Source organism: Pseudomonas sp. B21-041, assembly GCF_024748675.1.
GTDB classification, from domain to species: Bacteria; Pseudomonadota; Gammaproteobacteria; order Pseudomonadales; family Pseudomonadaceae; genus Aquipseudomonas; species Aquipseudomonas neuropathica.
In genome coordinates this window covers 226,624-245,234 of the sequence record NZ_CP087175.1, presented here as the reverse complement: position 1 = coordinate 245,234, position 18,611 = coordinate 226,624, and the positions used below count along the sequence as shown (strand labels likewise).

The 18,611-nt window shown below is 58.4% G+C and carries 17 protein-coding genes; 3 read left to right on the top strand and 14 right to left on the bottom strand.

Going from position 1 to position 18,611, the window contains the following annotated elements; genetic code table 11:
- Positions 1 to 324 precede the first annotated feature (324 nt).
- The 13 genes from LOY43_RS01065 to LOY43_RS01005 form a co-directional block, all read right to left on the bottom strand.
- Positions 325 to 1,197 carry a transporter substrate-binding domain-containing protein gene (locus LOY43_RS01065; protein WP_220557292.1) on the bottom strand — a complete coding sequence of 291 codons (873 nt, stop codon included), beginning with the start codon at positions 1,195 to 1,197 and terminating at the stop codon, positions 325 to 327.
- On the bottom strand, positions 1,194 to 1,976 hold the full coding sequence (locus LOY43_RS01060) for an amino acid ABC transporter ATP-binding protein (RefSeq protein WP_258709076.1): 783 nt from the start codon (positions 1,974 to 1,976) through the stop codon (positions 1,194 to 1,196). The genes LOY43_RS01065 and LOY43_RS01060 overlap by 4 nt, the downstream gene beginning before the upstream one ends.
- Entirely contained in the window at positions 1,973 to 2,632 is a 660-nt protein-coding gene (locus tag LOY43_RS01055) for an amino acid ABC transporter permease (protein ID WP_095047073.1), read from the bottom strand. The genes LOY43_RS01060 and LOY43_RS01055 overlap by 4 nt, the downstream gene beginning before the upstream one ends.
- Entirely contained in the window at positions 2,613 to 3,278 is a 666-nt protein-coding gene (locus LOY43_RS01050) for an amino acid ABC transporter permease (protein ID WP_095047072.1), read from the bottom strand. The genes LOY43_RS01055 and LOY43_RS01050 overlap by 20 nt, the downstream gene beginning before the upstream one ends.
- Positions 3,279 to 3,952: 674 nt before the next feature.
- Positions 3,953 to 4,750: a MetQ/NlpA family ABC transporter substrate-binding protein gene (locus tag LOY43_RS01045; protein ID WP_007918708.1), complete on the bottom strand. Its 798-nt coding sequence runs from the start codon at positions 4,748 to 4,750 to the stop codon at positions 3,953 to 3,955.
- Positions 4,751 to 4,916: 166 nt separating this feature from the next.
- On the bottom strand, positions 4,917 to 5,849 hold the full coding sequence (locus tag LOY43_RS01040) for a sigma 54-interacting transcriptional regulator (RefSeq protein ID WP_095047071.1): 933 nt from the start codon (positions 5,847 to 5,849) through the stop codon (positions 4,917 to 4,919).
- Between the two features lie 53 nt (positions 5,850 to 5,902).
- Positions 5,903 to 6,484, bottom strand: a complete 582-nt coding sequence (locus LOY43_RS01035) for an alpha/beta hydrolase (RefSeq protein ID WP_095047070.1) — start codon at positions 6,482 to 6,484, stop codon at positions 5,903 to 5,905.
- A gap of 354 nt (positions 6,485 to 6,838) precedes the next feature.
- Positions 6,839 to 7,240, bottom strand: coding sequence for a biopolymer transporter ExbD (locus tag LOY43_RS01030; protein WP_003220570.1), 402 nt, complete (start codon positions 7,238 to 7,240; stop codon positions 6,839 to 6,841).
- 1 nt (position 7,241) lies between these two features.
- Positions 7,242 to 7,967, bottom strand: a complete 726-nt coding sequence (locus LOY43_RS01025) for a MotA/TolQ/ExbB proton channel family protein (protein WP_258709075.1) — start codon at positions 7,965 to 7,967, stop codon at positions 7,242 to 7,244.
- Positions 7,968 to 8,011: 44 nt separating this feature from the next.
- Positions 8,012 to 8,821 (bottom strand): energy transducer TonB, encoded by an 810-nt coding sequence (locus LOY43_RS01020; protein WP_258709074.1) that lies wholly within the window; start codon positions 8,819 to 8,821, stop codon positions 8,012 to 8,014.
- Between the two features lie 377 nt (positions 8,822 to 9,198).
- Positions 9,199 to 9,525, bottom strand: a complete 327-nt coding sequence (locus LOY43_RS01015; protein ID WP_034151843.1) for a hypothetical protein — start codon at positions 9,523 to 9,525, stop codon at positions 9,199 to 9,201.
- A 189-nt stretch (positions 9,526 to 9,714) separates the two neighbouring features.
- Positions 9,715 to 11,058 carry an aryl-sulfate sulfotransferase gene (locus LOY43_RS01010; protein WP_258709073.1) on the bottom strand — a complete coding sequence of 448 codons (1,344 nt, stop codon included), beginning with the start codon at positions 11,056 to 11,058 and terminating at the stop codon, positions 9,715 to 9,717.
- 23 nt (positions 11,059 to 11,081) lie between these two features.
- Entirely contained in the window at positions 11,082 to 13,442 is a 2,361-nt protein-coding gene (locus tag LOY43_RS01005) for a TonB-dependent receptor (protein WP_258709072.1), read from the bottom strand.
- A 165-nt stretch (positions 13,443 to 13,607) separates the two neighbouring features.
- Between LOY43_RS01005 and LOY43_RS01000 the strand changes: the two genes are divergently transcribed.
- Positions 13,608 to 14,552 (top strand): LysR family transcriptional regulator, encoded by a 945-nt coding sequence (locus LOY43_RS01000; protein WP_258709071.1) that lies wholly within the window; start codon positions 13,608 to 13,610, stop codon positions 14,550 to 14,552.
- 215 nt (positions 14,553 to 14,767) lie between these two features.
- The gene (locus LOY43_RS00995) at positions 14,768 to 16,384 is read left to right on the top strand and encodes an alkaline phosphatase family protein (protein WP_095047064.1); all 1,617 of its coding nucleotides are present in this window, start codon (positions 14,768 to 14,770) and stop codon (positions 16,382 to 16,384) included.
- A 211-nt stretch (positions 16,385 to 16,595) separates the two neighbouring features.
- Here LOY43_RS00995 and LOY43_RS00990 read toward each other — a convergent pair whose 3' ends face one another.
- Positions 16,596 to 17,504: a TauD/TfdA family dioxygenase gene (locus tag LOY43_RS00990; RefSeq protein WP_095125251.1), complete on the bottom strand. Its 909-nt coding sequence runs from the start codon at positions 17,502 to 17,504 to the stop codon at positions 16,596 to 16,598.
- Between the two features lie 183 nt (positions 17,505 to 17,687).
- On the opposite strand from LOY43_RS00990, the gene LOY43_RS00985 reads away from it, so the two are divergent.
- Positions 17,688 to 18,608, top strand: a complete 921-nt coding sequence (locus LOY43_RS00985) for a LysR family transcriptional regulator (RefSeq protein WP_093440454.1) — start codon at positions 17,688 to 17,690, stop codon at positions 18,606 to 18,608.
- Positions 18,609 to 18,611: the final 3 nt, after the last annotated feature.

Below are 18,611 nucleotides of genomic sequence, written 5' to 3'. Positions count from 1 at the left end.
AAAGCCCCTCACCCTAACCCTCTCCCAAAGGGAGAGGGGACTGACCGAGTTGTTCTTTCGAGTTACGCCGACATGAAAGTCTCGAGTTGAACGCAGGTTTTGAAAAGCCCAGAGATCGGCTCCCTCTCCCACCGGGAGTAAGCTGGGGTGAGGTACTGATTGGGGGATGCTCAAGAGTGGCGCCGACGTGAAAATGCATCTGTGAATCCATAATCGACTCGGTTTGTCAGGTCGGTGTCTGATGCAAGACACCTCGGTCGGCTCCCTCTCCCTCGGGAGAGGGCTGGGGTGAGGGGCAAGCCTCACCACCGACCTGACAGGCAATCACCCCTGCCACTTGCCACCCTCGACAATCACGCTCTCAGGTTTGGTGTCATCACTCAGCTCTTTACGCACATATTGGTCGTACAGCTTGAGCAGATACTTCTCCTCACCCAGCTTGGTCAGCTCGGTATTCACCCAGTCACGCAGCTCGATATTGCCCTTCTTCACCGCTGGCGCAATCGGTGCTTCGGCGCCAAGTTTTTCATCGAGCACGCGATAGCCCGGGTTCTGCTTGGCCCAGCTGAACAACACCAGATTGTCCTGTGCGTACGCATCGCCACGACCATTGGCCAGAGCTTGCAGCGACTCGGAGTTTTTCTCGAACTTGAGCAATTTCCAGTCCGGGTGATTCTTGGTCAGCCAGATATCAGCAGTCGTGCCCGTAGTGACGATGGTAGTGCGGGTCGCCAGATCATCGAGGTTTTTCACCGCGCTGCTTTGCGGCACCAGCGCCTGCACCGCGACCTTGAGATTCGGGTTAGTAAACTCCACCGCTTCCTTACGCTCCGGGGTCACAGTCATGTTGGCGAGGATCAGGTCGACCTTGTCGCTTTGCAGGAAAGGGATGCGACTCGCCGGCTCGACGGCGACGAACTCGACCTTGTTTTCATCGCCAAGCAGATCCTTGGCGAAACGGCGGCCGATGTCGGTATCGAAACCGACGTAGCGCCCCGCTTCGTCGACAAAACCGAATGGTGGTTTATCGGTGAAGACACCGACAATCAACTTGTCGCGGGCCTTGATCTTGTCCAGATAACCGGCCGGCGCAGTGCTTTCGCTGGCGACTTTCGGTTTCGGCGGTTCTTCGGTTTTGCTGCAACCGGCAAGCAAGGCGAGGCTGAGCAGAGGCAGTAAAAAAGCGGCAGTTTTCATAACAGTTCCAGTTCCTTTGTCGGATTCGTTTTTGGCAGTGTTGCCACGAAGGAGAACTTCTCCAGAAACTGCTGCGCGCGTGCGGTTTGCGGGTTCGTAAAGAAAATCTCGGGCGGGTTCTGTTCAAGGATGCGCCCGGCATCCATGAACACGATGCGATCGGCCACCGCGCGAGCGAAGGCCATTTCATGGGTGACGATCAACAGGGTAATGCCTTCGCGGGCCAGGCCCTGAATGACCTGCAAAACTTCCTTGACCATTTCCGGGTCGAGGGCGGCGGTGACTTCGTCGAAGAGCATCACCCGTGGGTTCATGCACAGCGAGCGGACGATGGCGATGCGTTGCTGCTGGCCGCCAGAGAGCTGACGCGGGAAGGCATCGCGCTTGTCCGCCAGGCCAACGCGTTCGAGCAGCGCTTCGGCTTGCTGCTGCGCTTCGCGGCGCTGACGTTTTTGCACCTTCAGCGGACCGAGCAGCAAATTGTCGAGCACACTCATGTGCGGGAACAGGTGATAACTCTGGAACACCATGCCGATCTGCTGGCGGATCTCGCGCCAGTCGGTGGACTTGTCCAGCAGCTCGCGGCCGACAAATTTCAGGCTGCCGCTGTGGGCTTCCTCCAGACCATTGAGGCAACGCAGCAAGGTGCTTTTGCCGCAACCGCTGGGGCCGAGGATGACGATCACTTCGCCACTCTGCACTTGCAGGTCGATGCCGTTGAGCACCTGCTGCTCGCCGTAGAATTTGTTGAAACCGTGAAACTCGATCAATGCGCTCATGCTTGCGTCCAGCGCCGCTCCAGCACGCGCGAAGCGGCCGAGAGCGGGTAGCAGATAAAAAAGAAAAACAGGAACAGCGCGCCGTAGATCAGCACCGATTCGTAAGTGCGCTCGATGATCTGCTGACCAACCTTGATCACATCTACTACTCCAATCAACACCGCCAGCGAGCTGGTCTTGATGATCCGCGTGTAGACGTTGATGGTCGGCGGCGTCATGCGCTTCAACGCTTGCGGCAGCAGTACGTAGCCATAAAGTTGTGCGGCGTTTAGGCCGATCGACAGCCCCGCTTCACGCTGCCCGCGCGGCAACGAATGCAGCGCACCGCGCGCCACTTCGCCCACCTCGCTGGCGCCCCACAGCGACAGCACCAGCACCGCGCACCAGAAACTTGGCAGGCTCAGTCCGAAGAAAATCGGCAAGCCGAAGAACAACAGGTACAACCAGACCAGCACCGGAATCGCCCGGAACAACTCCAGATAGACCCGCAGGATCGCGTTCAGCCACCTCACGTTGAGCGTTCGCAGCACACCGTAGAGCACGCCGCCGACAGTGCTGATGGCGATGCTCAGGAACGAGATCGACAAAGTTTGCCCGGCGCCTTTGGCCAGTTGCGGCAACGACACCCAGAGCAGTTCAAGACCCGAACTGGCCATGCTGGAGCCTCCTTTCCAGACGGCTGAGCAGCAGCGACAGCGGCAAGAACAGCAGCACGCAGATCAGCGTCAGCACGGCGAGCATTTCGTAGGTTTTATAGTAGAGCGCGATGTAGCTCTTGGTGGTGTAGAGGATTTCCGGCACGGCCACCGCCGAAACCACGGTGGTTTCCTTGAGCAGGAAAATGAAATTGGCGAACAACGACGGCAGGCTGAGAATCCCCGCTTGCGGCAGGATCACGTAGCGCAGCAACTGGCCATGGGACAGGCCGATTGAGCGCCCTGATTCCAGTTGCGCTTGGGGCACTGCATCGACGCCGGCGCGCAGCACTTCGGTGAGGTAAGCGCCGCCGAGAAAGGTCATGGTGATGATCGCGGCAGTGAAACCAGAGACTTTGATCCCCAACGCCGGCAAGGCGAAGTAGACGAAGAACAACTGAATCAGCAACGGCGTGTTGCGTGCCAGCTCCACATACAGGCTCACCAGTCTTTGCAGGTACGGCGTGCGGAACACCAGAATCGTCGCGTTGAGCAGCGCCACCAGCAGCGAGGTGCCAATGGCGATAAAACCGACCTGCAGCGTCACACCCACGGCTTTGAGAAACGCCGGCAGGGTGCTGAGGATGAATGCGTAATCGAAAGTCATGAAGCGTCCTGACGCCGCTCGGTAAGCGACGGTGGTGCAGTCCATGGACAGCGGGTGGCTGTCCGGCAGACACCGACTTTATAGGTATAAAAACAAGAATTTAAATACCGTTAAAGCATATTGATATCACCCAAAAAACTATCTTGTGGGTTTGCCGGGAAGGAATAAGAAGGCTACTTTTCTTTGCGCTGTAGGAAGGATCTTTTTTTCATGAAAGCCCTCCAAGGACGAACAGCTTTTGGCCAGACTCCCCCGGCCAACCTCATAACAAGGAAGAGAACATGGACGTAAAAGTGCCGCAGCGACTGGATCCGCAGGAGATTGTGAAATTGTTGGTGGCGTTGAGGCGGGCGTTGAAGGCTGCAGCGTAAGTCAAAAGCCCCTCATCGGAACGCCGCCCGCCCAGCCCTCTCCCCCGAGGGAGAGGGGGCCGACCGAGGTGTCTGGCGTCATACATCGACCTGAAAGACCGAGTCGATTATGGATTCGGCAGAGATCTTTCACATCGGCGTACCTCTACAGCATCCCCCCAATCAGTCCCCTCTCCCTCTGGGCGGTCCGACGTTTCGGGAGGGCTAGGGTGAGGGGCTTTTCAACGCACACACAAAAACGCCGATGCCCATCACTGGCCATCGGCGTTTTCACACCTTGAAGGGGGTGGTTCAAGCGTCAGATCAGAACGCCGGCAGTACCGCGCCGTTGTACTTCTTCTCGATGAACGCTTTGACTTCCGGGCTGGTCAGGGCTTTGGCCAGTTTCTGGATCGCGTCGCTGTTCTTGTTGTCCTCACGGGCCACCAGGAAGTTCACGTACGGCGAATCAGCACCTTCAATCACCAGCGCATCTTTCTGCGGGTTCAACTTGGCTTCCAGCGCGTAGTTGGTGTTGATCATGTCCAGATCAACTTCTTTCAGAACGCGTGGCAGCAGGGCCGACTCCAGTTCCTTGAACTTGAAGTTGTGCGGGTTCTTGGCGATGTCTTTTGGCGTTGCCAGAGCGTTCTTCGGGTCTTTCAGCTCGATCAGGCCAGCCTTCTGCAGCAGGATCAGTGCGCGGCCGCTGTTGCTACCTTCGTTCGGGATGGCGATGGTGGCGCCGTCCGGCAGTTCAGCCAGGGTCTTGTACTTGCTCGAGTAACCACCGAACGGTTCAACGTGCACGCCCTGCACGGTCACCAAGTACTTGGACTTGTCGTCCTTGTATTTGCCCTGGTTGAAGCTGTTCAGGTACGGCAGGGTCTGGAAGTAGTTGGCGTCCAGACGCTTCTCGCCAACCTGTACGTTCGGCTGAACGTAGTCGGTGAACACTTTGATTTCCAGATCCACGCCTTCTTTGGCCAAGGTCGGTTTAATCAGCTCAAGGATTTCAGCGTGCGGAACCGGGGTCGCGGCAACCACCAGTTTTTCGCCAGCATTGGCCAGGGAAGCAGTCAAAGCAGCCGCCAATGCGGTAAACAACAGAACCTTTTTCATGCAGTGTCCTTATCGAAAATCACGGTCGTCATCGACGACGGCATTAATACGTGTGCCAGTGAAGTGATATCGCTGGCGTGGGGCGGACAATACCGGGATTTTTTATTCCCGGACAATAACGTTTATTCAGCTTCATATTCCATTTTGTTCATGTTGAACGAAACGGTTACAACCCCTCACTCAAACGAATCAGCAAATCTTTCAATGCCTTACGCTCGGCGACGCTGCCGCCGATGTTGATTTGTGCAACCAGCCGTTCGATCTGAAGCTGCGGCCCAGACGCTTCGGGCAGATTCAGGTGCTCCGGAAGAATCTCGTCGCCCGTGCTCACCAGCAACGCAAAATGAATGACGTTTTCCAGCTCGCGGGTGTTGCCCGGCCAACTGTGTTGTTCGAGCACGTGCTGCGCCGCTTCGCTGATCAGCGGTACGGGAAGGTCGAGACGCTGGCTGTAGATACCGAGGAAATACTCGGCCAGCGACAGGATATCGCCGGTACGCGCACGTAACGCCGGCAATTCGAGGTGGCCCTCGCTGAGGTAGTGATAAAGGCGCTCGTGGAATTTCCCGGCGTCCACCGCTTGCGCCAGATCGATGCTGGTGGCCGCGACCAGCCGCACATCCACCGGACTCGGCTGATGCGCACCGACACGGGTGACTTCGTGATTCTCCAGGGCAGCGAGCAATTTGATTTGAATCGGCAGCGGCAGATCGCCGATTTCATCCAGATACAAGGTGCCGCCGTTGGCCGAACCAAACCAGCCTGCACGGCTGCTGGCCGAGCCGCTGTAACTGCCGGCAGCGTAGCCGAACAGCTCGGCATCAGCGTAGGTCGGGCTGATCGCCCCGCAATTGACCGAAACGAACAGACCGCTGCGGTCACTGGCGCGATGGATGTGCCGGGCGAGCAGTTCTTTACCCGTACCGGTCTCGCCACGGATCAATACCGAAGTCGAGCGCGGCGCCAGTTGCTCTAGCTCCTCACGCAGTTGACGCGAGCGCGGATCGACGAACACCAGCGCCTTGGCGCGAATGCTCAGGGGGCTTTTTTCCGCATCGGGAAAGGTCAGCAACGGCTGACCGAAGGTTTCGAAACTCATGGCAGGCTCCCGCCCAAAACCGCCGGCAGACGGGGGCGTTGAAAGAAAAAAGGTCAGGCGCGGCGGCGGGCGTGGTGTTCCATACGGTTTTGCAGGCGATAGAGATAAGCAAAACCCTGCTCCCAACGCTGATGCCCGGACTTGACGTTGATGTGTCCGGCACCGGCGAGAATTCCCGCCTCGGCACCCCAGTTGCGCGCCAGCTCCAGTGCGCGCGGCGCACTCACGGCGGCGTCGTTGTCGGAGCTGACGACCTGGCTCGGAAACGGCAGCAGATCAGTCGGAATCGGCGCGAAATTGCGCAGCGCCGGTGCACACGCCGGACGCTCGACATCTGCCGGCGCGACCAACAAGGCGCCACGCACCTGACGCAGGTATTGCAGCGGCGCAGTGGCTGCCCAATGGGCAACGGTGATGCAGCCGAGGCTGTGGGCGATAAGAATGACAGGCGTGCTGTCAGCGGCAATCGCCTCGGCCAGTGCCGCCACCCAGTCTTCACGACGCGGCGTCAGCCAGTCGGCCTGCTCGACCCGCGCGCTGTTCGGCAGGCTGTTCTGCCAGTGGCTTTGCCAATGATCTTCTGGCGATCCTTGCCAGCCCGGCACAATCAGGTAGCGGATTGATTCGTTGCGCATGGGGAGCTCTCCTGCGTCGTGTCTGTTCCTGGACGAGTATAGGGAGGGGATTTATATTCGTTAAGGAATAAGAAGCTATTTATTAAGACCTGAATTGAATATGAGATTTGTGCATGGCTTGAAATCTTTTCCCCCTCACCCCAGCCCTCTCCCCCAAGGGGGCGAGGGGGAAGGGAGCCGATCTTCATGCCGTTCAAATCTTGAGTTCGGCTCGAAATCTCAGGTCGGCGTACCTCGAACAATCACCTCGGTCAGTCCCCTCTCCCTCTGGGAGAGGGTTCTGCTTTTAATGCCAGAAATAAAAAAAGGGCCGCACCCTGCCAAGGAGACGGCCCCGGAAAAACGTAAATCCTGTTACCGCGCGGTAATCACCGACAACTTGGTAATCCCCGCCCGTTCAATCGAAGCCATCGCCCGCGCCACTTCGCCGTAGTTCACCCCGTCATCGGCCTGCAATTGCACGCGCACTTCCGGGTCCTTGGCCTTGGCCGACTTGAGGTTGAATTCGAGCAAGTCAGGCTGAATCTCGTCCTTGTTGATAAACAGCTTGCCGGCGCCATCGATGCTCACCACCAGCGGGTCCTTCTGCTCGACCGGCGCCACCGCTTCGGTCTTCGGCAGGTTGATCGGAATCGCGTTGGTCAGCAGCGGCGCTGTGACGATAAACACCACCAGCAGCACCAGCATCACGTCCACCAGCGGGGTCACGTTGATCTCGCTGAGTACCTCATCACTGTCTTGCGTGGAGAAGGCCATATCAGGACGCCTCCTTCACTTTTGCTGCGTTGCCCGGCGTTGCGACCTTGTGCGCCGTCGGGTGGATCAACACGCGGAACGCACTCTTCTGCGCCAGGCTGTAGAAGTCGTGGGCGAAGTCATCCAGATCCGCCGCCGTCAGTTTCAACCGACGCAAAAAGTAGTTGTAAACCAGCACCGCCGGCACCGCGACGGCGATCCCCACACCCGTGGCGACCAATGCTGCACCAATCGGCCCGGCGACCGTTTCCAGGCTCGCCGAACCTGCGGCGCTGATGCCTTTCAACGCTTCCATGATTCCCCACACCGTGCCGAACAAACCAATGAACGGCGACGTACTGCCAATACTCGCGACCACCGCCAGGCCCGTTTCCAGCGAACGGCGTTCGCGAACGATCTGCTGACGCAATGCGCGCTCGAGGCGATCCTGATGGTTGATCGCCTGGCTCAAATCATTGGCCTGTGGCGTCTCGCCCACCTGAATCGCCGCGTAACCGGCCTGTGCCACCCGCGCTGCAGCGCCGGGATGGGTCTCGCTCAATTCAGCGGCTGAATCGAGACTCGACGCCGCCCAGAAACGCTTATGAAAACGCCGATCCTGCGCCTTCAGCCGCCCGAACTGCACAGCCTTGAGCAGTGCCAGGCCCCAGGTAGCGACGGAAAAAACCACCAGCAGCCAGATCACCGCGCTTTCGATGGATTCCAGTGGAGATGCCAGTAACGTCATGATGATTCCCTCGTGTAAACGTTTCGCGCGAATTTGGTTTCGGTTTAATGAATCTTGAAATCGATGGGCACGCTGACCCAGCCGTCCTGGGCGACATCACCCTGCTTGGCCGGGACGAAACTCCAACGTTTGACGGCGTTCAGCGCCGCGTCGTCGAGCTGTTGCCGGCCACTGCTTTTGGCTATCTGGATCTCACCCGGTTTGCCGCTGGCCAACACATGCACACGCAGCAACACCGTGCCTTCCCAACCGCGACGCTGAGCCAGCGACGGGTATTCCGGTGCCGGGTTTTTCAGGTATGCGGCGTTCGCTGAGGCCGGGGTTACCGGTGCCGGCGCGGGGGGAGCAGGTGGCGCTGGCGCTGCAACCGGGGCTGCCGGTTGTGGCGGCGCGGGTGGTTGCTCGACGGCTTTCGGCGCTGGCTTGGGGGCCTGTTTAATCACCGGTTTGGGTTTCGGAACGGGTTTTGGCGGCGGTGGTTTTACCGCCAGTTCGTCTTCTACCGGCGGCGGTGGCTCAACCACAGGCGCAGGTGGGGGCAGCTCGACAACCGGTGGTGCTGGTGGTGCCGGGCGCGAGAATTCGATAGTCATCGGCGGAATTTCCGGCGGCACGATCGGCAGCACCGGCGTCGGCTTCTGGCTGATCCAGTAGATCACCGCGCCATGCACCACCAATGCGAGCACGCCGAGCAGAAGGATTTCGCGCCGACTCAAAATACCTTTGGGCGCACGCTGCAAACGCAGCTGTCCCAACGGCACACGATGCGGCCGGCCGAGATCGACCAACTCGCCACCCGGCGTCTGACGCCACAGCAATTCCTCTGCGCTGGCGGCGGTCTGGACATTGCCCATTGATTCACTCCCTGCGGTCTTTTTGCGTTCTCTACAAAAACTGCCGATCAACCGTTTGTTGAATCCCCCACGGCGAATCGATGGATGAATCATTGGGCTTGGCGCTTATCTCCGAAAGTAATCTTTAACGTTATGCATAGGCCTTTATGGAATATGAAAAATGATCAATTCCGCCAAAGCCGCGTGCTACGCGGGCTGCAGCGATGCATGAAAAAATGCATGCTTTTCAGGCATTAAAAGTATTCATGCAACGCATCAAATTCACCTGACCCGGTTTTGCAGGACGACTAATACCAAGTAGATAGTTGATTATTATTTTCTAAAAACAAAAAAAGGCCGGGCACTTTCGTGCGCCGGCCTTTTTGTTCAATCAGCTTTTATTGCTTGACGAACTCCCCTGCCACGCCAACAACATCACCATCAAAGTTTGTGCGCGAACCAACCGCACGAACTTTTGAATAATTGTGATCCGGCGAGAACAATGTCCAAGACTGATAACCAGTGCCGTCATTCAGAGCCGTGAACGTGATGATCGTAGGCTGCCCGGTGCTGTTCTGGAAATGGTAGTGCCCGTAAGCAATGTCGTAATTCACGCCGTTCTGACTGAATTTACCGCTGAAGGTGCCGTTGGAATCGTTGCCATCGGTAATCGTCAGTTTGGCGCCAGCGTTAGCGTTTACATAATTGCCATTAATGCTCGACATAACGAGATTTCCTTTATCGTTGGATAAGTGTCTTCCGATGAGAGCAAGTTTCCTCCTGGAAACTCACGACAGTCAGAATGGTTGCACATTCAATTATTGTCCACGCGAGCTACTAACGAAATTGCAATAAGCACTATTCAACCCGCTCATAACTTATCGCCGTTCGATCGAGCATTAATTCCAATTCAACTAACGGCTGGCATTGGTTTGCTGCACACCGACAACCGGGGCATTAACCGCCGTCTCGGAGCGTGGCGTACCCGTTGGCACCCAGTCATAACTCACAGGCAGTGCCCGATACACCCAGTTGCTGATCGCGTCGCTGCCCGGCGCCTTGCCGAGATAGGGGCTGACGTATTCCCAGACGTTCTCACCGTTGGCCGTCACCTGGAAAAACCGCCCGTTCATGCCTTCATCGATTAACGTATTGCCGTTGGGCAAACGCCGCGCGCTGCTGATAAACGAGCTGTAAAACGCCCAACCCGGTTGCTTCGAATTGGCCGCGCTGTACTGCCAGACGATCTCGCTTTTCACCGGGTCGATTTCCAATACCCGCGAGCCGGAAATCAGCCCGAGGGTGACGTTCGGATAACCCGCCGATCCCTGGTTATCGAACACCAGCACGTTACCTGCGCCAGGCAATCCTGCCGGAATGATGTGCGCATCATGCTGACCGACAAACTGATCCACCGGACGCGGCAATTTCTGCGCGGTTTTCGGGTTGATCAGCGGCAAATTCGGGCCAAGACGCCAGACCACTTTGCCGCTGTTTTTATCGATGATCGCGATGAAGTTGGCATTGCGTGAATCGATCAACAGGTTGTCCGGATTGAAGCGCTTGTCACCGGAATCGAACCACTTGTTCGGCCCGACCAGGCTGAGGTTGTTGATATGCAGGTAGTCCGGATTTTCACTGGCGCGCACCAGCTTCAACTGCTCGGCGGTGAAGCCGAATTCATTGAGATGCTCCGACGCCAGCCACTGCCATTTCACCGCACCGTCGGGGCTGACTTCATAGATCGCATCATCGATCACCTCGGGCACTTTGAAGCCTTTGACCTTGTGCACCTTGTTCGCCAGCACCACGGTGTTGCCGTTGCTCAAACGGCGCTGATCATGATGCTGTTGCGCGGCGCCACCGGGCGCCTTATCGCCCCACTGCCAGATGACTTTGCCATTCCAGTCCAGCTCGCCAACGCTCTGATTGTCCAGCCCGTTGCCGGCCGAACCGAGTTTGCCGGGATCCTTTTCACTCAATTGCAGCAGCACATGGCCGCGCTCACCGCCAACCAGTTTTGGGTCGATGATCGCCGACGGAAAACCTGCCTGTGGCCAGGTTTTCACCTCGTTGCCGTTCATGTCGATCAGGTGCGTCTGTTTGTCCGCGCCGCTGAAAATCACGTACTGATTGAAGGCCTTGTTCGGGTCATAACGGGTCACGCCGGTCGGGTAAACACTCGGTGCGGCGAAGGCGCCGGCACTGAGCACTGCGCCGGACAGCAACACCGGCAAAGCCGTTTTGATAGGCAACATGATGCAGTTCCTTGAGTGACGAATCAGAAGTCGTAGCGACCGGTGACGCCGAGGGTGCGCGGTGTGCCGAGCAGGCCTTCATAGCCGCCGTTGCCGCCCGTCCACAGAGTCGTGTAGTAGGTTTTGTCGAAAGCGTTTTTCAACCACAGGGACACGTCCCACTGGCCCTGATTGAAATCGCCGCGCAGGCCGGTGGAAAAGTTGACCACGGCGTAACTCGGGATCTGTCCGTAGTCGGAATCCTCGACCGTGCCGACCGCTTTCGAACGGAATGCATAGCTCGCGGTGACATAGGGTTCGAAGCCGTTATCCAGATTCCATTTGTATTCGCCGTTGGCGTTGCCGATCCATTTCGAGGCGCCGACCACTTGATGGCCGCTGAGGTCGCAAGACGCTGGAGCACCCGGCGCCTGGCTGACTTCCGGCGGGCACGGGGCATCTTTGTACGAGAGGTAGCTGACGTCGTTGTAGGAGCCATTGATGTTCAGGGTCAGGCCGCGCAGCGGGATCACCGTGCTTTCGAACTCGACCCCGCGCGAGCGCACGGAACCGGCGTTAGTCAGGTACTGCACGCGATTTTCCGCGTCGTAGGCGTTGGTCTGGTAAGCGTTGACCTGAGTCCAGAAGACGTTGGCGTTGAGTTGCAGGCGGTGATCCCACAGCGTGCTCTTGAAGCCGAGTTCGGCGTTGTTCGCGCGTTCGGTGCCGATCAGCAGCGAATCGGCACCCGCTACCGGAGCGGAACCGACGGCGAGGTTGACCCCGCCGGATTTCTCGCCGTGGGATAACGTGGCGTAGCCGAGCACATCGTCGGTGATCCGGTAGCTGAGATTGAGCAGCCCGGAGGGACTGGAGCTGTACTGATTCAAGTCGCCGGAATCGTAAGCGCCGGCACGACCGCGTCGCGCCGTGGCCGCAGCGCCCGTTACGGCAGCGCCACCAATCGGCGCATCGCGCGTGACCCAAGCGGATTTCTCTTCATAAGTGCCACGCACCCCGGCAGTGAAATCCAGCCGCTCGGTAAGGTGCCAGGTGCCTTGGGCGAACAATGCAAAACTGTCGGTCTTGATATGGCCGTTGCCGACACTGGTGACGTTGGCCAGCGCACCGGGCGCCGTACCATTCCAGATATCGGCTTGCGGGCCGTAATAGGCGAAGGATTTATTGTCCAGATCCGAGCCGAAGTAGTACGCGCCTACGACGTAATCGAAGAACTCACCCTTGGGCGAGGCCAGGCGAAATTCCTGCGAGTACTGTTTGTCCTCCACCGACACCCCGGCGTTGTAGCTCGCCGGCACGTTGAGGCCGTCGTCGTTGCGCGGAGTGAAATTCCAGAAGCGATAGGAGCTGATCGAAGTCAGCATGAAGTCGCTCGGAAGCGTCCAGTTGGCTTCCACCGACGTGCCACCCTGATGCACGGTGACATGCTGGTCGTTGTCCAGATTGACCTTGCGGTGCGAGCCGTCGACCAGCGTTGCGCCGGCGGCATTGGAGCGCGACTGGTACAGGTTGACGCCGTTGATGGTCGGCCCGGTGTTGTACAACACGCGGGTGCCGGCGCTGGAATCTTCTTCGTTGTAGTCGCCGATCCAGCGCAGGTTGAAATCTTCGTTGGGCTTGAACAGCAGCTGCGCGCGGAAGCCCTCGCGCGAGCCGCCGTTGAGATCATGGCCGTCGTATTCGTTTTTGATGTCACCGTCGCTGCGCGTGCGATAGGCCGAAAAACGCCCGGCCAGTTGATCGTTGAGCGGGCCGGAAATGGTGCCCTTGGTCTGGAAATAACCGTCCTCGCCGACCGAGGTTTCGATGCTGCGCTCAGGGGTGAAGGTTGGCGCGCGGGTGCTGATGTTGATCACCCCGGCGGTGGTGTTTTTGCCGAACAACGTGCCCTGCGGCCCACGCAAGACTTCGAGCTGTTCGATATCCATCAGGTCAAACACCGCCATCCCCGGGCGGCCCAGATAGACGTTGTCGATGTACAGGCCAACGCTGCCTTCCAGGCCATCGCTGGCCGGGTTATTACCGAGGCCGCGGATCGATACGCTGGACTGCCGTGCGTGCATGTAGGCGACGTTGACGCTGGGCACCAGTTGCTGCAAATCCTGAATCCGGTAGACCCGCTGCGTCTCCAGATTCTGCCCACTGACCACGCTCATCGGCGTCGGTACATCTTGCGAACTTTCTTCGCGGCGGCGGGTGGTGACGGTCACGGTTTCCAGTTGCGAACTGTTGGCGGCAGGCTTGCCGGCCGGCACCGGCGCCGGGGTTTCGGAGTCGGCGGCGTAACCGTGAGTCCAGCTCGCGCTCCCTGCCAGCAACAGGGCCAGAGGCAGGCGTTTGAGCCGTCGTGGCGTTAGGGGTGACGCAAGGTTCAACGGACTCATGGCGCGGCTCCTGGTCAAAAAACACACAGACATCTTTAGCGCTGCATATTCTTTTAAGTTATTTATTTATGTATTTACAGATATTTACTGCATAAGAGATTGCCTTTATAAGGAGTCGACCTAATGCATATCCAATGCATTTCCCGGATATTTTTTATGTGAAAAATGCATATCGACTTGCGTCAACTTCGTCACTTCATCGCCCTGGCTGAACAACGCAGCTTTGTGGCTGGCGCGCAGGCGGTGAACCTGTCGCAGTCGGCGTTCAGCCGCAGCATTCAGGCACTCGAGCACGGCGTTGGCTGTCAGTTGGTCGATCGCGGACGCAAGGAATTGCCGCCGACCAAACAGGGCCAGGTATTGCTCGAACACGCGCGGCGACTGGTCAGTGGCGCGCAGCAGATGGCCAACGAGATCAGTCAGTTCAATGGGCTGGAAGCGGGGGAATTACGCTTCGGTTGTGGGCCGGCGCCAGCGGCGGGTTTGATCCCTCGGGCGATTGGCAGCTTCATCGGCCGCTATCCGAAAGCGCGGGTGCAGTTTCAGGTCGATGACTGGCAGAGCCTGAGCAAGCGACTGATGAGCGAGGAGTTCGAGTTCTTTGTCGCGGACACACGCTACTTCGAGGCGGATCCGGATTATCTGACGCACCGCTTGCGGCCGCGTAAATGGCATTTCTGTTGCCGTGCGGGGCATCCGCTGGCGGGTTTCGATAAGGTCAGCGCCGAGCAATTGATGAGCTATCCGCTGGCTGTGAGCATTCGCCCGCCGAACTTGCGCAAGGTCATCGTTGACCTCAGTGGGCGGCCGGATTTCACCCCCAATGTCGAATGTGAAAACAGTTCGAGTCTGCTCAGTGTGGTGCTGCGCTCGGATGCGATCGGGATTGTCGGGGCATATTCCGATGCGCTGCATCAAGCCAAGGGAGAGTTGGTGTGTTTGCGCATTGAAGGGTTGGCGGATGATCTTGAGGAGTTGTACACCCGTTACGGGATTGTCAGCCGCGCGGGGTATCGGTTGTCGCCGTTGGCCGAGGCAATGATCGAGCAGATAAAAGAGATTGATCAGCAGGATGAGGAGGTTTGCTCGCTGCAGAATCTCGCTGTCTGATCCAGCGCTATCGCTGGCAAGCCAGCTCCCACATGATTCGCGCCGAGCACAAACCATGTGAACACCCCTAATACTTGTGGGAGCTGGCTTGCCAGCGATAGCGGCAGTGCAGGCGCCGATGCATTTCCTGCATAAAACCCATTCCCCAAATGCACTTGCCGAACACCCCCACCGAAAGCGAAAACCCTCGCCTGTCCCATTGACCGGTGAACCCCATGCCCACCCCGCCAAACACCGTGCACAACGTGCTGTACATCATGTGCGATCAACTGCGCCGCGATTACCTGTCCTGCTACGGCCATCCGCATCTGCACACACCGAATATCGATCGCCTCGCCGCTGCCGGCGTGCGTTTCAGCCGCGCCTACACCCAAGGCACGATTTGCGGCCCGTCGCGGATGTCGGCCTACACCGGACGCTATGTCAGCAGCCATCAAGTGGCGTGGAACGCCGTGCCGTTGCCGCTGGAAGAACTGACCATCGGCGATTACCTGCGCCCGCACGGCATTCGTACTGCGCTGGTCGGCAAGACCCACGCCACGGCGAATGTCGATGCCTTGCAACGCCTGGCAATCAATCCCGAAAGCGAACAGGCCGAAATCCTCAACGAAGTCGGTTTCGAACCTTACATGCGCCACGACGGCATCTACCCCGACGACCCGCTGTTCGACGACAAACGCGAATCCGCGCCCTACACCCATTACCTGCGCGAGCAGGGTTTCGACGGCAAAAACCCCTGGCACGACTGGGCCAACGCCGCCGAAGGCGAGCACGGTGAAATCCTCAGCGGCTGGCAAATGCGTCATTCGAATTTGCCAGCACGAATTCCCGAGCAACACTCAGAGACTGTCTACACTACAAATCGAGCCATCGACTTCATCACCGAGCAAGGCGAGAAATCGTGGTGTTTACACCTTTCCTATATCAAACCGCACTGGCCCTACATCGTACCAGCGCCGTACCACGCCTTGTACAGTACGAAATCGATTCTCGAAGCGATCCGCGCGACACCCTCCGAAGCCAGCAAACACCCCGTATACACTGCCTTTCGCCAGCATGAGGAAAGCCTCAACTTTTCCCGCGATTCAGTACGATTGACTGTAATCCCTACGTACATGGGTCTGATCAAGCAGGTGGATGATCAACTCGGACGGCTGTTCGACTTTTTGCAGAGCAACGGTCGCTGGGATGACACATTGATCGTGTTCACCAGCGATCACGGCGACTTTCTCGGTGATCACTGGTTGGGCGAGAAGGAGTTTTTGCTGGAGCAGGCGGTGGGCGTGCCGTTGATCGTGCGTGATCCTCGGGCGGCGGCGGATGTCACGCGCGGCACGGTGGAAGATCGACTGGCGGAAACCATCGATGCATTGCCGACCTTTCTTGAAGCACTGGGATTGCCGGGGGCGGAGCATCGGCTTGAAGGGCGTTCGTTAATCCCGCTTCTGCACGGCGAAAATCCGCACTGGCGCCGCTATGCAATCAGCGAATACGACTATGCCTTCCAGGCGCCGGCGCGGGAGCGTCTGGGCCAGCCGATCGATCGTTGCCGGATGACCATGGTGCGCAGCGAGCGCTGGAAATACCTGGCGTACGACGGCTTTCGGCCGCAGCTGTTTGATCTGTTGAATGATCCGCAGGAGTTGCGGGATTTGGGCGAGGATCCGGCGTATGCGGCGGTGCGCGAGGAGCATGCAGGGTATTTGTTTGAGTGGGTGCGGGGGTTGAAGCGGCGCACGACCATCAGTCATCAGGAAATTGATTTGCGCGGGCAGCGGTTTCGTTATGGTGAGCCGGAGTCGGAGAAGGTTGTTCAGATTGGTGTCTGGTAGCGGGAAGAGCCCCTCACCCTAACCCTCTCCCAGAGGGAGAGGGGACTGAATGGGGGATATTTCAGAGGTACACCGAACTGATCCAGCTTCATCGAATCCATAATCGATAGGGTCTTTCAGGTCGATGCATAACGCGAGACAACTCGGTCGGCTCCCTCTCCCTCGGGGAGAGGGCTGGGCGGGCGGCGTTCCGATGAGGGGCTTTTGATCTTTAATCACGACCCTTGATGGTCTGACTGCGCTGCCCGCTAGCGCCCACCGGCACTTCACCCTTCAACGTCACCCGACGCACCACCCGATCCTGCGTGCCGTAATCATCAATCGCATAATGCTGCGTCGAGCGGTTATCCCAGATCGCCACATCACCGGCCTTCCAGCGCCAGCGCACGATGTTTTCCTGGCGAATCACATGGCTCTGCAACAGCCCGAACAGATGCGCCGAATCCGCTTGCGAGTAACCCTTGATGCGTTTGACGAAATGCCCCAGCAGCAAGCTCTTCTCACCGCTGATCGGGTGCACGCGCACCACCGGATGCTCAGTCTCGTAAACCGTCGACGTGAAGACCTTGCGATAGCGCTCAAGCTTCTCCGCCGAGACGTCCGGCTTGGCGCTGGCGTAGTCATATTCGTTGCTGTGCACGGCGACCAGTTTGTCGGCCAGTTCACGCAGTTCGGTCGGCAAGCCGTTGTACGCCGTCGCGGTGTTGGCCCACAGGGTGTCGCCGCCGAATGCCGGCGCGACGACCGAGCGCAGGATCGAGGCTTTCGGGTAGGCGTCGACGAAAGTCACGTCGGTGTGCCAGGAGTTGGCGCGCTGGCCCTCGGCACCGTCCAGCTCCAGCAGATAACGCGTGCCTTCGCGCGACGGCACGGTAGGGTGCGCCACCGGCTCGCCGAGCAAATGGGCGAAGGCTTCCTGACGCTGATCATCGAGTTGGGTCTGCTCACGGAAGAACACGACTTTGTACTGAACCAGCGCCTGTTGAATGGCTTCGACGGTGGCGGCGCCCAGCTCACCGGACAGGTGCACGCCACGGATCTCGGCGCCGATACGACCGGCGACCGGATGAATCTCCAGCGCGTGGACAGCGGGTTTTACTGCGAGTGCGGCATTGCTCATGGGTAGACCCTCATCGACTGCTTACGGTTTTTAACGGCAGCGAAACAACGCTCTATCTATATTCCATTTACATCTAATAGATATTCACATGCTTCGTTGACGGAATAAGAGCTTGCATTTAAAACCTCTAGCAACCCTCGTCGCAAATGCCTTCGAGCTATTTTTAGGATGCCGGAAAAGCATATGGATCTTCGCCAGTTGCGTTACTTCATCGCCCTCAACGAACACCGCAGTTTTGTCCGCGCGGCCGACGCGATGGGCATCACTCAACCGGCGTTCAGCCGCAGTATTCAAGGGCTCGAGCAGGAGTTCGGCTGCGTGCTGGTGGATCGCGGCAACAAGGATTTGCGCCCTACACCCGAGGGCCAAGTGGTGCTGCAACACGCCCTGAGCTTGGTGCAAGGCGCGGCGCTGCTCAGTGCCGAAGTGACGCAGATGACCAAGCTCGATGCCGGTGAAGTGCACTTCGGTTGCGGCCCGGCGCCAGCAGTGAAACTGGTGCCGGACGCCGTGGCGCAATTCATCAACGCGCACCCGAAAGTGCGCACCTGTTTTCAGGTGGATAACTGGGAAAAACTCAGCCGCGCGTTGAGCCGTGAAGAGATCGAATTCTTTATCGCCGACATTCGCCATTTCGAGTCCGATCCGAACTTCCAGACCCAGGCACTGACACCCAAACGCGGGGTATTTTTCTGCCGCCCGGGACACCCGTTGCTGGCCAAGGAAAGCCTGTCGACCAACGACATGTTCGACTATCCGCTGGCGACCACGCTGATCCCGCCGGGGATTCGCAAATTATTGGCGAACCTCAGCGGCCGCATCGATTTTTCCCCGACCATCGAGACCGAGCATTTTCCGGCGCTGGTGAAGGTGGTGCTGCAATCGAATGCGATTGGCGTCGGTACGGAAGAGGCGTTTGTCGAGGACATTGCCAAGGGTTCGCTGGTGTTGCTGCACTGGCGTAATTTGCCGCAGAACCTGGAGAGCATGAATGCGCGTTGCGGGATTGTCAGTCGTACCGGGTTTCGCCTGTCGCCGGCGGCACGGGCGATGATCGAGACATTGGTGGCGGTGGATCGGCAGGAAATCAGCGTCGCTGTTTAAGGG